The 16,195-nt window shown below is 41.1% G+C and carries 16 protein-coding genes and 5 pseudogenes; 12 read left to right on the top strand and 9 right to left on the bottom strand.

Going from position 1 to position 16,195, the window contains the following annotated elements:
• The first annotated feature begins 6 nt into the window (after window positions 1-6).
• The 6 genes and pseudogenes from JCM19055_RS26755 (at window position 7) to JCM19055_RS19675 (ending at window position 4,604) form a co-directional block, all read left to right on the top strand.
• Window positions 7-276, top strand: coding sequence for a hypothetical protein (locus tag JCM19055_RS26755; protein ID WP_152549994.1), 270 nt, complete (start codon window positions 7-9; stop codon window positions 274-276).
• A gap of 139 nt (window positions 277-415) precedes the next feature.
• Window positions 416-1,353 (top strand): annotated as a pseudogene (locus JCM19055_RS30525) (MFS transporter).
• The gene (locus tag JCM19055_RS24775) at window positions 1,338-1,796 is read left to right on the top strand and encodes an MFS transporter (protein WP_265182404.1); all 459 of its coding nucleotides are present in this window, start codon (window positions 1,338-1,340) and stop codon (window positions 1,794-1,796) included. The pseudogene JCM19055_RS30525 and the gene JCM19055_RS24775 overlap by 16 nt, the downstream one beginning before the upstream one ends.
• 127 nt (window positions 1,797-1,923) lie before the next feature.
• A pseudogene (locus tag JCM19055_RS19665) lies at window positions 1,924-2,669 on the top strand (YihY/virulence factor BrkB family protein).
• A gap of 1 nt (window position 2,670) precedes the next feature.
• Complete coding sequence (locus tag JCM19055_RS19670; protein ID WP_052366582.1) at window positions 2,671-3,387, top strand: 5-formyltetrahydrofolate cyclo-ligase; 717 nt, start codon at window positions 2,671-2,673, stop codon at window positions 3,385-3,387.
• A 176-nt stretch (window positions 3,388-3,563) separates the two neighbouring features.
• On the top strand, window positions 3,564-4,604 hold the full coding sequence (locus JCM19055_RS19675) for a hypothetical protein (RefSeq protein ID WP_042360947.1): 1,041 nt from the start codon (window positions 3,564-3,566) through the stop codon (window positions 4,602-4,604).
• 164 nt (window positions 4,605-4,768) lie between these two features.
• Here JCM19055_RS19675 and JCM19055_RS19680 read toward each other — a convergent pair whose 3' ends face one another.
• Complete coding sequence (locus JCM19055_RS19680; RefSeq protein ID WP_042360948.1) at window positions 4,769-5,563, bottom strand: VLRF1 family aeRF1-type release factor; 795 nt, start codon at window positions 5,561-5,563, stop codon at window positions 4,769-4,771.
• 68 nt (window positions 5,564-5,631) lie between these two features.
• Window positions 5,632-6,027: a hypothetical protein gene (locus JCM19055_RS19685; RefSeq protein ID WP_042360949.1), complete on the bottom strand. Its 396-nt coding sequence runs from the start codon at window positions 6,025-6,027 to the stop codon at window positions 5,632-5,634.
• A gap of 220 nt (window positions 6,028-6,247) precedes the next feature.
• Here JCM19055_RS19685 and JCM19055_RS26760 point away from each other — a divergent pair, with 220 nt between their 5' ends.
• Entirely contained in the window at window positions 6,248-6,505 is a 258-nt protein-coding gene (locus JCM19055_RS26760) for an FbpB family small basic protein (protein ID WP_152549995.1), read from the top strand.
• Here JCM19055_RS26760 and JCM19055_RS19690 read toward each other — a convergent pair.
• The 7 genes and pseudogenes from JCM19055_RS19690 to JCM19055_RS19720 form a co-directional block, all read right to left on the bottom strand.
• A complete protein-coding gene (locus tag JCM19055_RS19690) occupies window positions 6,450-7,310 on the bottom strand; it encodes an alpha/beta hydrolase (RefSeq protein ID WP_042360950.1) in 861 nt (286 codons plus the stop codon). The two genes, JCM19055_RS26760 and JCM19055_RS19690, sit on opposite strands and share 56 nt — an antisense overlap.
• Before the next feature lie 33 nt (window positions 7,311-7,343).
• Window positions 7,344-7,778: a peptide-methionine (R)-S-oxide reductase MsrB gene (msrB, locus tag JCM19055_RS32325; protein ID WP_042360951.1), complete on the bottom strand. Its 435-nt coding sequence runs from the start codon at window positions 7,776-7,778 to the stop codon at window positions 7,344-7,346.
• Window positions 7,778-8,301, bottom strand: a pseudogene (gene msrA / locus JCM19055_RS32330) (peptide-methionine (S)-S-oxide reductase MsrA). Before msrA ends, msrB begins: the two are co-directional and overlap by 1 nt.
• A 59-nt stretch (window positions 8,302-8,360) precedes the next feature.
• A pseudogene (locus JCM19055_RS19705) lies at window positions 8,361-9,001 on the bottom strand (viroplasmin family protein).
• 95 nt (window positions 9,002-9,096) lie between these two features.
• A complete protein-coding gene (locus tag JCM19055_RS19710) occupies window positions 9,097-9,390 on the bottom strand; it encodes a hypothetical protein (protein ID WP_042360952.1) in 294 nt (97 codons plus the stop codon).
• 228 nt (window positions 9,391-9,618) lie between these two features.
• Window positions 9,619-9,843 carry a hypothetical protein gene (locus tag JCM19055_RS19715; RefSeq protein WP_042360953.1) on the bottom strand — a complete coding sequence of 75 codons (225 nt, stop codon included), beginning with the start codon at window positions 9,841-9,843 and terminating at the stop codon, window positions 9,619-9,621.
• Window positions 9,844-9,931: 88 nt separating this feature from the next.
• Window positions 9,932-10,192 carry a hypothetical protein gene (locus tag JCM19055_RS19720; protein ID WP_042360954.1) on the bottom strand — a complete coding sequence of 87 codons (261 nt, stop codon included), beginning with the start codon at window positions 10,190-10,192 and terminating at the stop codon, window positions 9,932-9,934.
• Between the two features lie 105 nt (window positions 10,193-10,297).
• Between JCM19055_RS19720 and JCM19055_RS19725 the strand changes: the two are divergent.
• The 5 genes and pseudogenes from JCM19055_RS19725 (at window position 10,298) to aceA (ending at window position 16,116) form a co-directional block, all read left to right on the top strand.
• Window positions 10,298-11,291 (top strand): annotated as a pseudogene (locus JCM19055_RS19725) (lipoate--protein ligase).
• A 17-nt stretch (window positions 11,292-11,308) separates the two neighbouring features.
• Window positions 11,309-12,247, top strand: a complete 939-nt coding sequence (locus JCM19055_RS19730) for an agmatinase family protein (RefSeq protein ID WP_042360955.1) — start codon at window positions 11,309-11,311, stop codon at window positions 12,245-12,247.
• A 78-nt stretch (window positions 12,248-12,325) separates the two neighbouring features.
• Window positions 12,326-13,492: a sporulation integral membrane protein YtvI gene (gene ytvI, locus JCM19055_RS19735; RefSeq protein WP_042360956.1), complete on the top strand. Its 1,167-nt coding sequence runs from the start codon at window positions 12,326-12,328 to the stop codon at window positions 13,490-13,492.
• A gap of 206 nt (window positions 13,493-13,698) precedes the next feature.
• On the top strand, window positions 13,699-14,631 hold the full coding sequence (locus JCM19055_RS19740; protein WP_042360957.1) for a peptidoglycan-binding protein: 933 nt from the start codon (window positions 13,699-13,701) through the stop codon (window positions 14,629-14,631).
• A gap of 168 nt (window positions 14,632-14,799) precedes the next feature.
• A complete protein-coding gene (gene aceA / locus JCM19055_RS19745; protein WP_081833858.1) occupies window positions 14,800-16,116 on the top strand; it encodes an isocitrate lyase in 1,317 nt (438 codons plus the stop codon).
• Window positions 16,117-16,195 lie beyond the last annotated feature (79 nt).

The raw sequence follows: 16,195 nt of genomic DNA on the forward strand, positions 1-16,195 counted from the left end.
GACGCGGTGTTGAGACAGTGCCTTGCTGGCGCCAGACACCGCATCGTTGTTGCTAGACACCGCTCCACTGTCGCTAGACACCGCATCGCTGTTGCTAGACAAACACTCACTGTCGCTAGACACCGCATCGCTGTTGCTAGACAAACGCTCACTGTCGCCAGACAAACGCTCACTGTCGCTCAACAGCTTGTCGGTCTGTCTAGCATGAGAAGAGCAACTTTAAAGCACAGCAAATATAGCTACAATGCAACATTTATACAAGAGCACCTAGACTAACGCAATGCTAGGTGCTCTTTATGATCAAATGAGAACGGATGACGAATAGTCCAATAACAAATTCTCTGCTATAATAAAGAGAATATTTTTTTTATTTTACTAAATACTTCGCAACTCGAATCTTTAGGGGATGGAATTGATGAGTGATCCACAAAAATCTAAGTGGGGCGTCTTGTCTGCAACGTTATTTGCTGGCTTTACTGTCGTCTTAAACAATAGTTTGATGAATGTTGCATTGCCTTATTTTATGGGTTTTTATGCACTTACAGCCGTTGCTGGGCAATGGATTATTACAGCGTTTGCTTTAGGTATGGCTTTAATTATGCCTGTTTCAACCTACCTGGCAAAACGGTTTGGTAGTAAAACAATCTTTCTTACAGGAACGATTATCTTCTTATTTTCTTCTTTAGCAGGGGCTTTTTCTTGGGATTTTGCAAGCATGATTGCCTTTAGGCTCGTTCAAGGAATCGGCGGCGGGTTGATCATGCCCATTGCGATGATCATGATTTCCAGAAATTCCCGAAAGGAGAACGGGGATTTGCAATGGGGATCTGGGGCGTTGCAGTGATGATTGCCCCAACGATTGGACCTACAACAGGTGGGTTATTACTTGAATTCTTTTCTTGGCACATGCTGTTTCTTATGAACATCCCTACTGCCTTTATTTCTTTACTACTAGCCATTAAGTTTTTACAAGAGGATGCACAAAAAGAACGACGTCAATTTGACTGGTTAGGCTTTCTATTCGTTACTGGCGGGATATTAGGAACGTTAATTGGGATCGATGCACTTCAAACGAATGCGGGACTGTATGTTTACCTACTTATCTTTAGTGGAATAGTATTACTCGGACTTTTTGTCGTCCACGAATTACGGACTTCTGAACCATTACTCGACATTTCAATACTTAAAAACACTGTCTTCTCTGCCAGTTTACTCATACTTATTAACAGTGTTACGGCTATGTTCTCTGTCTTACTTCTCATTCCCATCCTTATTCAAGAAGTGTATGGACAATCGGCATTGTACGCTGGGTTGTTACTGTTTCCTCAAGCGTTAGCATGGGGATCTCTATGACAATTGGAGGTCGTCTCCTTGACCGCAAAGGTCCTTATCCTGTCATTATGATTGGTGTTATTACGATTACAGTTGTGACGTTTATTCTCGCCTTTTCAATTGATACGACAAGTGTTGCCTTACTCATTACGTTGCTCGTGATTCACGGAATTGCGAACGGCTTTATTAATACTCCAGTCACTACAGCTGGTTTAAATGCTTTACCAGCAGAACACGTATCTGCTGGCTCTGTGTTTAACAATGTAGCGCGTCAAATGATGAAGGTCATTAGCGTTGTGTTGCTATCAATCCTTTATGAAAGTCGCCGCAACTCACATCTTGTAACAACTTCTGATGAACTTCAATCTGGACTTGGCGCTATTCAAGAAGTATATATTATCGTAGCAATTTGCCTTGCGATTAGCATACCGATTGTGTTTCACCTAAGAAAAGACTGGCAATGATTGAGATCTTATAAAATTGTTCAAACTACCAAGAACTTATCGTGTGAGGAGAAATTGAATGGTCAAGCTGATCGTAGCAATGGTCAAAACGACGTGGGAGCAGAGGTTATTTGATGTTGCTGCTCAAATGGCTTATTACTTTTTGTTAGCTTTCTTTCCTTTGCTCATTGTTATTTTAAATATTATTAGTTTCTTTCCAGTTGGAACTGCTGAACTTTTAGAACTTATCTCACCGTATATTCCAGATCAAATTTACTCGTTTATTCAATCCACATTAAGCGATATTTTTAATGATCAACGAGTGAATGTACTAAGTATTAGCACGATCGCAACTGTCTGGTTAACGTTTCTCGGTTCTTTTGCGGTCATTCGTGCTGTGAACAAAGCTTATCAACTCCCCCACCCGTCATTAAAGCGGATGGTTGGAGTCGGCTCAATTCTTGTTGTTTCATTCCTTACAGCACTACTCGTCTCTCTTCTCTTTCCTATCTTTGGAGAGCCGATTGGAGAATTTATTTTTAGCACATTAGGAGTTGAAAGCTGGCTAGCACCGTTTTGGTCCGTGGTCCGCTGGTCCATAAGCGTACTAGTTATCGGGATTGTACTGATTATTTTATACACAATTGTACCGAGCAAGCGGATTAGTTGGCGAGACACGTGGCCAGGAGCCTATTCGCAACGATCGGTTGGCAGATCGCTTCACTAGGGTTCTCATTTTATAACCAATTCAATGACTACTCGATTATATACGGTAGTCTAGGCACGATTATCGGTCTTATGGTATGGTTTTTCCTAACTGGATTAATGATTTTACTTGGCGCACAGTTAAATGCGTTACGAATCAATGTTCATAAGCATGAAGGAGAGACCTAATTTGAACGAAAAACAAGCGATACGTGAAAAAATCTGGACCGACCTTACAGAACAAAAAGCAGGGCGCTTTCCATTCCCATTGGAAGGAAGGATCCCAAATTTCAAAGGAGCAGAAGCTGCAGCAGAGCAACTGTTCCAACTATCTATATACAAAGAAGCAAACGTCGTAAAAGTAAATCCTGATTCGCCTCAATTGCCGATCCGAGCACAAGTGATTAAAGACCAAAAAACATTACTCATTCCTACACCAAGGCTTAAAGACGGGTTTGTCGTTATTCTCCCTGGCACAGTACCCGCTGGCGAAGAACGAAAAGCAGCAAGTTTAAAGCATATGAATGCCTATGGTAACGTTACCCCACTCCATGAGCTACCTGAAATTGATCTCATGCTCATGGGCTCTGTTGCTGTCGATTTTGGCGGTCACCGCATCGGGAAAGGCGCAGGTTTTGCTGATCGGGAATACGGCATTATTCGAGAAATCGGTAACCGAGCGATTCCTGTCGTAACAACCATCCATGAGTTACAGCTCACTGACTTTTCTCTTCCTAGCGCACACTACGATGTCTCAATGGATTATGTCATTACCAATGAACGGATCATCGAAGTTCAGGAAAGCCATAAGTCTACCGGTATTGATTGGTCGATTGTCAGCGAAGACGACTTAGATGAGATGCCAATTCTTAGAGAGTTAAAAGAATTAAAGAATAATAACGCATAGTAGTAAAGCACCTTCCAAAGTTAAACATGGAAGGTGCTTTTTTTTGAAAGCCTTAAAACTATCCAACTCGATCATTCTCATGCCACTTTAAATAGGTGATAGGTGACTTTCACTCATCAAATAACCATCCGTATTATACGTTGTCACATATACTATCGTAGAAAGGAGGGTTATGCATGACAAGAAATAATAAAGAGAAGTGTTGTGGCAACATAACGATCAACAATAACCTCATCAACGGTCCTGGCAACGTTATCGTGCCGACTTCACCAACTGCACCTACATCACCGACGTCACCGACACCGCCAGTACCTCCAACTTGCGGTAGAGTGTACGTAGCAAATGAAGGAAACAATAACCTTAGTGTGATTGATCTGACAACCGGTGAAGATTTAGGAACAATCGGTCTAAATGGAGAGCCATTCGCAACATATTATAATCCATTTACTGGTCTAATCAATGTCGTTAATAGCTTTTCTCAAACCATTGATGTCGTTGACCCAGTAACGAATCAAGTTATCGCTACGTATCGACCTACGACAGGGGCAAGTTTCCCGACAAATATTGTTTATGATCCTGAGCAAAATATCTATTATGTTACAACAACACGTTCAGGAATTTTGCTACTTGACGGTACAACGTATCAACAAGTGGGTGCAATTACCGGTGTCGGAATCAATACCCCGTATGATATCGCGAGAGATCCAGTAACGAATTATGTCTATGTTACGAATTCCGCATCCAATACTGTATCAATCATAGATGGAAGCACGGTGATCGGCCAAATTACTGTAGGGCAGACCCCTACACAAATTACGATTGATTCGGTCAACAGAAAAGCCTATGTATCCGTGCAAGGAGCTTCTATCGTTTCGATTATAGATCTAACAACGAATACCGTCGTTGATCAATTAAGTTTTCCGAACGAAACGTATCGAACAGCGATTGATCCTACAACGAATACCGCTTATATTGTAGTCAACAATGGTACATTAGCGGTCGTGGACGGAGTGACGAATGAAGTGCTCGACGTCATTCCAGTGGGCAGAGCCCCTAGAGCCGTAGCTATCAGTCCCGCGACTCGACTCGCTTATGTTAGCAATAACTTTGACAATACTGTATCGGTCATTGACCTTGACGCCAATACTGTGATCGCTACCCTGCCTGTAGGTACAAGACCTTACGGCATTGCAATTTATGAATTTCCCTGTGAATGATCACATGACTAAAAAGTGGAGAACCGTATTAAACGGTTCTCCACTTTTTAGATTCATGCTTAGTGTTAAGAAACATCAAGTAACGCCTAATCATGAATATGATTGGCAACTTGCTTCAGTAACACGATTGTCTCGGTCTCACTCACAAATTCAATCGAGTAAGTCTATGCTTCTTTGAATACCGTGTACACAATGTCTTTCACTGACTTTGAACCAAGGTTCTTCTCAACTCTACCTTGAATATGGTTTGATGAGAAATGTTGAGTGAGTTCCCCGATCATCGGCTTACTTCCAATGAAGAATGCACCATTTAATTCGCGTTTCTTCATTTCTTGTATAATGACTGGAGCAAGCTTCTTGTACCAACGTTGCATGTTCTCTTCAAAACGGCGGTCGAATTCGTCATTTGCCGTATCGGCACCGTTTGGTGAACTTGCATGTCCTGCATCGTGTTGAACCCAATCGTCGTTCTCGAAATCCCAACTGAACGTAAACGAATCACGAACTTCACCAAGTGCTGTATCAATAAACGTAACATCGGTTTTCTGAGTGACGATTATGCCTGTTTGTGGATAAGATTTAAGAAGCTCATGCAATTGTTCAAGCTCAGCTTCTTCTTCCCAATGAAACGATGTTTCAACTGGCACTTGCAGTAGATGTGCAGAGAACACATCTCCATTAGCCGTCGTTACAATAACTAAGCCTCGTTGCATATTCGCTTGTTGGTCATTGATGTATGACTCGACTTCTTCAAGTCGCTTCTTCAATTTCTTCACTGAATCAGCGTCTTCGCTCTTCTCTGCGTATTCAATCAGCCGCTTTCGACCATTCTTCAGTCGAATCTTCCATTCACCTCGGTGATGGTTCTGGTCTTGAAAATCGGTGTTCAAGTAAACCGTTAGTGTTCCTTCTTTATCTTGTACCTGTTGTAGTTGATCTAATTCTTCTATAAGTGACATATTCTATTCCTCCTACAGCAATAACGTACTGTACTTATTACCGCTCATAGTAAGGAATAAACATCTTTTTATCTTGGGTCCAAATACGTTAAATTGTCGGGAGTAGATTGATCATCTTCAATGTTCTTTTGATGTTTAATTTCTTCTGCCGCTGACTTTGCGGTATCAATGAGGTCCGTTGCAGTCGTTTTTAAATGTGATGTATGCTTGGCAATTTGTTCAATCTCTGAACTTGCAACGGTAACGAGTGAATTTACTTTCGTGCTCGTATCTTTAATTAAAGATCGAATTTCTTCTTGGTTGTCTTTTACAAACTTTCCGGTCTCATCGATAAACTGAGCACCTTCTCGAACGTAACCGATCGTTTTCTCACGTGTTTTCTTATTCGAAAATATATACACAACAAAAGCTGTAATTCCACCGATGACTACCCACGCTGTCCATTTTCTTCCTTCTTTTGACAAGTTGATCCCTCCATCGTTCAAATTATTGTTTACTTTTCCATATTATACATCGAAACCGCTCTATATTTCACGATTCTTCGCAAATGTTGTCCATACTTGTACGCTTCGCTAAATTGTAACAATTTATCAATGTTTAATTTTTTGCAAATAGGGTAAAATGATCTTACAGGTAAGTTTACAAATTACCTATTCAATGAATTTATTCAAAAGGACGGGAAACATGCGACGACCATTTAGAACTTCTTTTAATGAACTAGTCGACCAAAATAAACAAGATCTTGAGAGAGACGCAGACCTACTTAACGCGATTGAAAAGCGCGTTGAAGATCGCCAACTCAGACGTTTAAAAAAAAGTCAAATAATAAGAAAGCTTTATCGTAAGCTTAGATCAGAAGCACACTTTTATAAGAGTGCTTCTTTTTTTATTGTTGAAACTGCCGCACAATATGAAAGATCCGGCTGTACGTCATTTCTCTAATAGGTGTTACTTCGTTTAGTAACTGATGTTCACCATGTTCAATTAGAATTGGATTGGCTTTAGGAAACTTCTGTTTGTAAACCGAAAGATTATGCTTCCAATCGACCGTTTTATCAGCTGTGCCTTGAATAATAGAAATGGTCTTTTGACTCGGTTGATTAAAAAGAAATTCCTTTTCCCAACTTAGCATTTGTTTGACCCAAGCGATCGGTATTCGATCGCTTTGCAACGGATCTTGTTGTTGCATCATTGCAAAGTGGCCATCACCTGTATTATGCCGAAATTTCCGAGGTACTTCTTCTGACGTCAATTGAACGAGCGGTTGCCCGACTTTCATGAATAGTGAACTCATCGTTCTCACGAGCGGTGACACGAGAATTGGATGCAAAACATACGGATTGTTTCTTTTTAATATATGGTGGGCAATAATACCTCCACCGGTACTATGACCGAGTAGGAACGGTCGCCTTCCCTTCTCCGTCTGAATCTGATCTAACAGCACCTCCAACATTTGATCATAAATATCAAAAGAACGTACTGCGTAGCGGTCACCTGATGACAATCCGTGACCTGGTAAATCGATCGCAACGACACGTAGACCGTGTTCTACTGCCTTTGTAAAAAACGGCGCTTGCGCGCCGCTGTGGTCCATATATCCGTGTATAAAAACGAGCGTGTCGTTGTACGACTTTGGTGTAAACCAATGAACAATTACGTCTACCTGTTCCACACGTACAACAGTTTGTTCATATTCTGCAATTGTTGATAAATGATAATGATTAAGATAGCTTTGTTGATCTTGCAAAAAAATGAAGACGCTTCTGTTCAAGATGTTCCATTACTTTGAATCCATGCGCGCTTTAAACGCTCCGTAACCTTCTTCTTCTAATCGGTCGTAAGGAACAAAGCGAATGGCTGCTGAGTTAATGCAATAACGCAATCCCTCTGGTCCTGGTCCATCAGGAAATACATGGCCTAAATGTGAATCCGCTTCTTTGCTTCGAACTTCTGTACGACGCATGCCGTGAGTTGTATCCAACTTCTCATTAATCACTTTTTCTTCAACTGGCTTCGTAAAACTCGGCCAGCCACAGCTTGATTCGAACTTTTCCTTAGACGTAAATAACGGCTCACCAGAGACGATATCCACATATAATCCTTCCTCAAAATGATTCCAATACTCATTTTGAAAAGGAGGCTCTGTTGCGTCATGTTGCGTAACGTTGTATTGCATGTCGGTTAACCGCTCTTTTAAATCTTTTTTCTCACTCATTACTCATTCCCCCAGTGTTTCTTAATAAATCCTGCTCGACCTGAGCCTCTTTTATACAATTGATAGTGAAATGGGTTTTTTTTAAATGATAATCTTGATGTTCTTCTTCTGCATCATAAAAAACCTTCGCTGGAACGATTGGCGTAATAACCTTACCTTCAAAAGGGCCACTTTCTTCAAGCTGGGCACGTGACGTTTCTGCTGAATCTTTTTGCTCGTCACTATGATAAAAAATAGCTGTTTTGTACGAATCCCCACGATCGTTAAACTGACCACCAGCATCTGTTGGATCGATATTCATCCAAAAGATTTCTAGCAGTCGATCATAACTTACAACACCTGGATCAAAGTCAATTTGAATTGCCTCAACGTGACCGGTCGTATCGCTACACACTTCACGATACGTTGGGTCTTCTGTATGACCACCTGTGTAACCAGACCGTACATTGGTGACCCCCTCTTGTGCTTGAAACGGACCAACCATACACCAAAAACAACCACCAGCAAATGTCGCTTTTTCCATGACGAAATAACCTCCTCATGCGTGTTCTATATTTTTTTTCCCATTAACGAAACTTTATGTTACTTCCGTCCATAGTCAGCTTTAATTTCTCCCCAATCTTTCGTTTCCCATTTCAAAACTTGGTTAGGGATGCCATGTTGATGTAACCATTTTTCTGCTTTTGAGACATCGTTCCAAATCGGCTTACTTTTTTTTCATTAACGACCAGTGTTGCCTTCGCCTTCTTCTTGTTCACCCAACCGATCGCTGTTTGTGAATCACTATAGATAGGAACGTTTAAATTTTTCTCTTTTTGAAATTGGAGCGCGTGGACAATTGCTAGAAATTCCGCCATATTATTCGTCCCTAACGGGTATGGTTTAGTTTTAAATAACACTTGTCCATCTTCAGTCCAAACCCCTTGGTACTCAACAGGTCCAGGGTTTCCATGCGTTCCTGCATCGACAGAAATGCTCGTCGTTTCATAATAAAGCGATGTTTTTCTCTGGTTCTGGTTTGTTGTACGAGTAGATTGCTTTTTTTGTGTTGATGCAACCACACTTTTCCCTGATTGAAACGCTTGTTTAGCTTCCTCATATGTTGGATATGATTTAAAACGGGCACCTTTGAATCCCTTGACCTCCGCTTCACACTCTGCCCACGTCGTATAAATGCCAGGCTTTCTGCCTTTCCAAACGACGTAGTATTTCTTTTTGGCCATAATACGCCCCCTACTCCCCGTATCATATCATGCTCTTTTTCTTATATTAAAGAAAAGAAGCTCCGTAGAAAATCTACAGAGCTTCATTCTAACGATTACATATCGTCGTCGTCATCTTCCATATCATCCATGCCATCATCTTCTAGATCGTCGTCCATACCGTCATCTTCCATGCCATCGTCTTCGAGGTCATCTTCAAGACCATCGTCTTCCATGCCATCGTCCATGCCGTCATCTTCTAGGCCATCATCTTCTGGCGCCATTTCGTCGCCACCGTTCATGTCATCGCCTGGCTCACCTGCTGGATCTTCAGCATCGTCTCCACAAGCTGCTAACATCCCTACTGCAAATACTCCTGAAAGTGCTCCGTACAATAATTTCTTATTCATGATATATTTCCTCCTTAGAATTATAAAACCAAATGTACTTTTTTTATGGTTCTTGTTGATTGTTCTTGCTTGCCTAGTTAATGTTTTACCGTTTCTGACACTTCTTAAACAGAAAAAAAACCCTTTCACAAACTTTCACACGATCATAAGAGATTGTGAGAGATTGTCTCATTTCCTTTGACATTAAAAAAAGCTTATGCCCAATTGGACATAAGCTGTTACTTTTCTCTAGAGTGACCCTCTAGAAGAGAGGTCTTTCACCTTCTGTACTTCAGAAGCTTCTTCTTCATTCGCATAATAAGCATCTTGGTCATGTATGCCTTCAATTTCAGAATCTGTTAGCTCTACCTCTTCATTATCTAAAAGATCTTTCAAGTAGTTATACACTTCATCTAAGTTCTCTTCAGTTAAACGATCGACAAGTTGACGCACTTCATCTTTTGTTACTGCCATTCATTATCATCCTTTCTTGTGCACCTCGTTCCCCCTTTTTGTCGATTCTAATCCTACATTGACTACCATTTCTTGCATTGCTACTTATTTATTCAATTACCTTTCGACCACGAATCGCTTGATCGATCATAAAATATAGGCTAAACAAAACAAACGAAGTAAAAATCCCACCAATATAGAAGCGAATGATTCCATTACGTCCAGAATCAATAAATTGGCTCGTTAACGCACCAGCGATTGACGCAATTATCAGAATTAAGACAGCGATTATAAATTCTTTCTTATGAACACGCAATGCATTTACGAGCTCATCGGCATTGTCACGCCAAATTTGACTTAGCGTACCCATATCATCACTCCTTGTTTGTACAAGTATAGCATAAAAGAATCAGAAAACGTGCAATGATGAACAAGCTTTTATACAATAGAAGGAGCACGTAAGGAGGCAAATACAATGATCTTTGTAGATAATCAAAACATTACTGATCCATCACTGAACTTAGCAATTGAGGAATACATCTTAACGAAATTAAATCAAGACGAAACCTACTTATTATTTTATATTAATGAACCTTCGATTATTATTGGCAAGAACCAGAATACAATTGAAGAAATCAATCGCGATTATGTAAAAGACAATCAGTTGCATGTCGTACGCAGACTTTCTGGCGGCGGTGCCGTCTACCATGACCTCGGAAACCTTAACTTTAGTTTTATTACAAAAGATGACGGCAACAGCTTTAGCAACTTCAAAAAAATTTACTGAGCCTGTCGTGGAAGCGTTAAACCAACTCGGTATTCCAGCTGAACTTAGCGGACGTAACGATTTGCACGCAGATGGCAAAAAGATCTCTGGCAATGCACAGTTTTCAACAAAAGGACGCATGTTTAGTCACGGTACGCTTATGCTTGATTCCGAAATTGAAACGTCGTATCTGCCTCAATGTAAGTGATGAAAAAATTCGCTCGAAAGGCATCAAATCCATTCGCAGTCGCGTAGCGAACATTAATGATTTTCTTGATCACCCTCTTTCTATGGAAGACTTTAAACAAAAAAAATCTTATTACACATCTTTGATGGTGATGAGAACTTTGAACGATATACATTAACCGAAGATGACTGGAAACAAATTCATGAAATCTCAAATGAACGTTACAAAAACTGGGACTGGAATTACGGCAAATCCCCGACGTACGATATAAAACGTTCTAAGAAATTCACTGCAGGACTCGTTGACTTCCGTTTAAAAGTTCGTAAAGGAACCATTACAGAAGCGACAATCTTTGGTGATTTCTTTGGGACAGGTGATGTAACCGATGTAGAAAACGTACTAAAAGGAAGAAAACACGAAGCAAATGATGTTCGGAAAGCTTTAGAAGAACTCAACATGAAGAAGTACTTTGGTGCCATTGACGTTGAAGATCTCGTTCAATTAATCTCAGAATAAAAGCTGGAGGGATACTCATGAGTGAATATGTTTACGGCAACACACCGACTTTTCTAGGGGCCAAGTGGGCTGTTGATAAAGATGAGCGAGGAGCAGACGTTGTCATTTATGGCGTTCCTTGGGAAGGTGGAGTCACGTGGGGCGATTACACCGGAGTTGAACTTGGACCCAAATCAATGCGAATCGCATCGGCTAGGTACAGTGGCTATTTACCTGAGCTAGATCATATTGATGTGTTCGAATCGTTATCTCTTGCAGATATGGGAGACGTTGATATTATCCCTGCCGAAGTTGAAAATACGATGCATCGAATTTCTTCATTCTCAAAAGACGTTTGGAATAAAAAAGTATTCCCAGTCGCTTTAGGTGGTGACCATAGTATTACGTACCCTATCGTAAAAGGGTGGTCGGAAAGTAACCCAGGTAAAAAACTCGGAATCATCCACCTTGATGCTCACTATGACAACATGAACGACTTTAATGGCGACTTGTATGCACGAAACACTCCGTTTGCAAGACTCTATGAAATGGATGCTGTTGTGAATTCCTCTCTCGTTCATGCTGGTATTCATGGCCCGAGAAATAAACCAGAAAGTGGTAAATTCGCACGAGACGCAGGTGCGATCACAAGAACGGTTAATGAGTTTAAAGAAACGAACGATTTACGTGCACTTGCTCGTGATTTATACAAACAAGCGAGCAAAGACGTCGATGCCGTTTATTTATCGATCTGTAGTGATGTTTTAGATCACGCTTACAACCCAGGAGGCCCAGTTGACACAAACGGTCTAACTTCTTATGAGTTACTTACTGTGATTCATGAACTTGGTAAACAAGGACTCTGTGGAATGGACTTCGTTGAAGTATACCCTCAACAAGATCCGACCGATTTCTCCTCTCATCTTGCATCTACCGTTATTCTTTATGTACTAGCTGGGCATGCTGAGCGTATATAATAGAATATGATTTGCAAGCTTAGTGAATAAGCACCGATCCATGACACCTACCCTTGCTGCCGAAAGGGCGATACCTTCATGACTAAAGAACAAGCTTTTGTTGTAGCAAGAGCTGTTGGTGTATTTATCGCAGCGATTGTTGCATTACTCGTGTCAGCGTATTTGTTTCGCATTTCGTACCCATTTGTTATTGCTGCATTCATTGCTTGGCTTTTCTCCCCGTTGCTAAAGGTGTTAAAGATCAAGCTCAAGTTTCCATCAACACTCGCTTCTTTAACGACTGTACTCATTGGAATCTCAGTACTCGGGGGAATTATTACAGGAATTACATTTTTGATTATTTATATCGTGCAACAAATTTCTGATCAACTTCCTGGTTGGATTGAACAAGGTGCTATGCAACTGCAGCACATGTTTAATCAACTAATCTTACCGATATGGCAAGAAATGAATTGGTTTATTCATAACCTCTCTGGTGAGCAACAACAAACGTTGCAACAAGGGATTACAGAACTAGGTAATCAAGTGGGTAGCATTTTAGGTAACTTCGCCCAGTCGATTGCGAACGGTATGACGAACATCGTATCTGGAATACCGGTATTTTTGTTTGCCTTTATCTTTGTTATTCTTGCCGTTTACTTTATCGGTAAAGATATCGGCACGATGAAAGCGAGCTTACAAAGTCGTATTCCAATTGGCATTCAAACGAAATTCGTCTTGTTTATGGAGCAAGTAAAAACGAGAGTTTGGGGATTTATTCGCGCCCAGTTAATTCTAATGACCATCACCACCATTATTGTGTTAATTGGATTGTTAGTTTTGAACGTTGAATACGCGATTACTCTCGCTCTCATTACTGGTTTGGCAGAAATTCTTCCTTATTTAGGAACAGGAACCATTCTTATCCCTTGGGGAATTTATAGCCTCGTTACCGGTGATATTTTCTTAGGCATTTCACTGCTCGTACTTTATGTCGTTGTCGTCATTGTACGTCAGTCGCTTGAACCGAAAGTGTTATCTGTCAGTATGAATCTGAACACGCTTGCTGTTCTTTTCTCCTTATTTGTTGGCTTCCAAGTTCTCGGTGTTATTGGATTGTTCTTAGGTCCAGCACTTTTGGTCGTCTTAACCATATTGAAAGATATCGGCGTGATTACAGAGGTCGAACAGTTTATTCGACACGGTTTTATCGAAGAAACACCACCTGACAAAAAAATAAGCATTAACGTTCATGTTTTCCCGTAAGAAAGCACTGCAATTGCGACAAGGACTAACAAACTCCGACTTTGTTACAACCGTACGATACTTGTAATGAATACGTCTCACATATTACAAGGTGTTTTCAGTGCTGTTAAATTGTCCACAAACCTCTTGTGTCCCACTTGATTTACTTGCTAGGATGCTAGTGACAAAACAAGTGACTAAGCACGCCAAGAGGAGGAGTTAGCTTCATGGGGAAATTGAAATTTGTTGAACAGATTCACCGTTCTCATTTTGTTGCAATTGCAGTAACACTCGTTGCACTGCTTTTTGTACCTCTAACAGCAGATGCTAGCGATTTTGGTAGTGAGAATTTGCAAGACGGTATGGAACATGAACACGTTGAGAAGTTGCAAGAGTTACTCGTAGAGGCGGAATACTTATCGGAAGACGATGCAAGTGGGGTCTTTGATTCAACTACACAGGACGCAGTTTCTAGTTATCAAGAATCAAAAGGTTTGCTCGTAGATGGTATTGCTGGTCCTCAAACATTGAGTGCCTTATACAGTTTAGAGAAGGGCGATGAAAATACGCTCGTCGAACATTTACAAAGTGACCTACAAGCATTTGGATATTTTGGCAGCACAGTTGATGGGGTTTTTGGACCACTTACTGAAGAAGCAGTGAAAGGATTCCAATCCGACGCCGGACTTTCTGCTGACGGCGTTGCTGGACCGAAAACATTCTCAGCGATGATGACGTTTAGTCCCGCTGCTACAACAGAACAAGAACCTGCAACAAGTGAAGAACCTGAGCAAGAAACGGCATCAGCAAGTACCGAAGAAGCAACAGCGACTGAGTCACAAAGCAGCAACGCGTCAAGCAGTCCAGAAGGAACAACGATTCAAATGGAAGCAACTGCATATACCGCTTATTGTGATGGATGCTCAGGAATTACAGCAACAGGGATTGATCTAAGAAATGATCCGCATGCCAATGTCGTTGCCGTTGACCCTAATGTCATTCCACTCGGTAGTCGCGTTTACGTAGAAGGATATGGAGAAGCGATTGCTGGAGACACTGGTGGTGCAATTAACGGAAACAAAATCGACCTTCACGTTCCAACTCGTGAAGAAGCATTGAACTTCGGTCGTCAAACCGTAAGTGTAACCATTCTTAACTAAAAAAATTCCAAACCTTGATCCTAAGTGATCAAGGTTTTTTTATCGTTCTTTTGTCCATAAATTAAATTAATTGTATGAATTGACGAAAAAGTGTTGCATAACAGAGTTTGTTGTTATATATTAAATAGCATAAGAACTAACTGTTATAATACAAAGGAGTTGGGAAACATGACGACAGAAAAAGAATTGCAACAACAGTGGGAAAATGAATCGCGTTGGAACGGGATCGAGCGCCCTTATTCAGCAGAGGAAGTGCTTAAACTACGCGGCTCTCTTGAAATTGAACACACACTTGCAAAAACAGGGGCAAATAAACTTTGGTCTCAACTACACTCTATGGATAAAGTACATGCGCTCGGCGCATTGACAGGTAATCAAGCTGTTCAACAAGTAAAAGCTGGATTGAAAGCGATTTATCTTAGCGGGTGGCAAGTAGCAGCCGATGCTAATATTGCAGGTGAAATGTACCCGGACCAAAGCTTATACCCAGCAAACTCGGTGCCTCAAGTCGTAAAGCGAATTAATAACGCATTGCGCAGAGCAGATCAAGTTCAACATATGGAAGGCAAAGGCGATATTGATTACTTCGTGCCAATTGTCGCGGATGCTGAAGCTGGATTTGGCGGAAAATTAAATGTTTTCGAACTCGTAAAAGGCATGATTGAAGCAGGTGCTTCTGGCGTTCACTTAGAAGACCAACTCGCTTCTGAGAAGAAATGCGGTCACCTCGGAGGTAAAGTTCTACTTCCTACACAAAACGCCGTACAGAATTTAATTGCAGCACGCCTTGCCGCTGATGTGTCAGGCACTCCTACAGTACTCATCGCTCGTACTGATGCCGATGCAGCAGATTTAATTACGAGTGATATCGATCCTGCAGATGCAGCATTTATTACTGGTGAACGAACGTCTGAAGGGTTCTACCGAACGAAAGCAGGCATTGACCAAGCGATCGCTCGTGGTCTTGCGTACGCACCTTATGCGGATTTGATTTGGTGTGAAACGTCTAAGCCAAGCCTTGAAGAAGCTCAAGCATTTGCAGATGCCATTCATGAGAAGTTCCCAGACAAAATGCTTGCTTACAACTGTTCCCCATCCTTTAATTGGGAAGCAAACCTTGACCAAGCAACAATTGAACAGTATCAAGATGAACTTGCAAAGATGGGTTACAAATTCCAGTTCGTTACACTCGCTGGCTTCCACTCATTGAACTACAGCATGTTTGATCTTGCAGAAAAGTACAGAGATCACGGAATGGCAGCTTATTCTGAGCTACAACAAAACGAATTTGCAGCTGAGTCTCGTGGCTATACTGCAACAAAGCATCAACGTGAAGTTGGTACAGGGTACTTTGATGAAGTCGCACAAACGATCTCTTCTGGTACTTCTTCCACGACAGCTCTTGCAGGCTCTACTGAACTGAACAGTTCTAATACAGTAAAAAAAAGGCTACCAATTGGTAGCCTTTTCTTTCGTAACAAATAAAAAAAAGAAAGCCCTAGTTGTCTACACTAGAGCTTTCTTCCTCAAAACAAAAAAAACACCAGGAAACCTGGTGTTCAGA

Source organism: Geomicrobium sp. JCM 19055, from assembly GCF_000698185.1.
GTDB lineage: Bacteria > Bacillota > Bacilli > Bacillales > Marinococcaceae > Geomicrobium_A > Geomicrobium_A sediminis.

Coding starts and splice junctions, on each gene's coding strand:
- JCM19055_RS24775 (WP_265182404.1), top strand. CDS start 1,338: ATGGGGATCTCTATGACAATTGGAGGTCGTCTCCTTGACCGCAAAGGT.
- JCM19055_RS19675 (WP_042360947.1), top strand. CDS start 3,564: ATGACAAGAAATAATAAAGAGAAGTGTTGTGGCAACATAACGATCAAC.
- JCM19055_RS19680 (WP_042360948.1), bottom strand. CDS start 5,563: ATGTCACTTATAGAAGAATTAGATCAACTACAACAGGTACAAGATAAA.
- JCM19055_RS26760 (WP_152549995.1), top strand. CDS start 6,248: ATGCGACGACCATTTAGAACTTCTTTTAATGAACTAGTCGACCAAAAT.
- msrB (WP_042360951.1), bottom strand. CDS start 7,778: ATGAGTGAGAAAAAAGATTTAAAAGAGCGGTTAACCGACATGCAATAC.
- JCM19055_RS19710 (WP_042360952.1), bottom strand. CDS start 9,390: ATGAATAAGAAATTATTGTACGGAGCACTTTCAGGAGTATTTGCAGTA.
- JCM19055_RS19715 (WP_042360953.1), bottom strand. CDS start 9,843: ATGGCAGTAACAAAAGATGAAGTGCGTCAACTTGTCGATCGTTTAACT.
- JCM19055_RS19720 (WP_042360954.1), bottom strand. CDS start 10,192: ATGGGTACGCTAAGTCAAATTTGGCGTGACAATGCCGATGAGCTCGTA.
- JCM19055_RS19730 (WP_042360955.1), top strand. CDS start 11,309: ATGAGTGAATATGTTTACGGCAACACACCGACTTTTCTAGGGGCCAAG.
- ytvI (WP_042360956.1), top strand. CDS start 12,326: ATGACTAAAGAACAAGCTTTTGTTGTAGCAAGAGCTGTTGGTGTATTT.
- JCM19055_RS19740 (WP_042360957.1), top strand. CDS start 13,699: ATGGGGAAATTGAAATTTGTTGAACAGATTCACCGTTCTCATTTTGTT.
- aceA (WP_081833858.1), top strand. CDS start 14,800: ATGACGACAGAAAAAGAATTGCAACAACAGTGGGAAAATGAATCGCGT.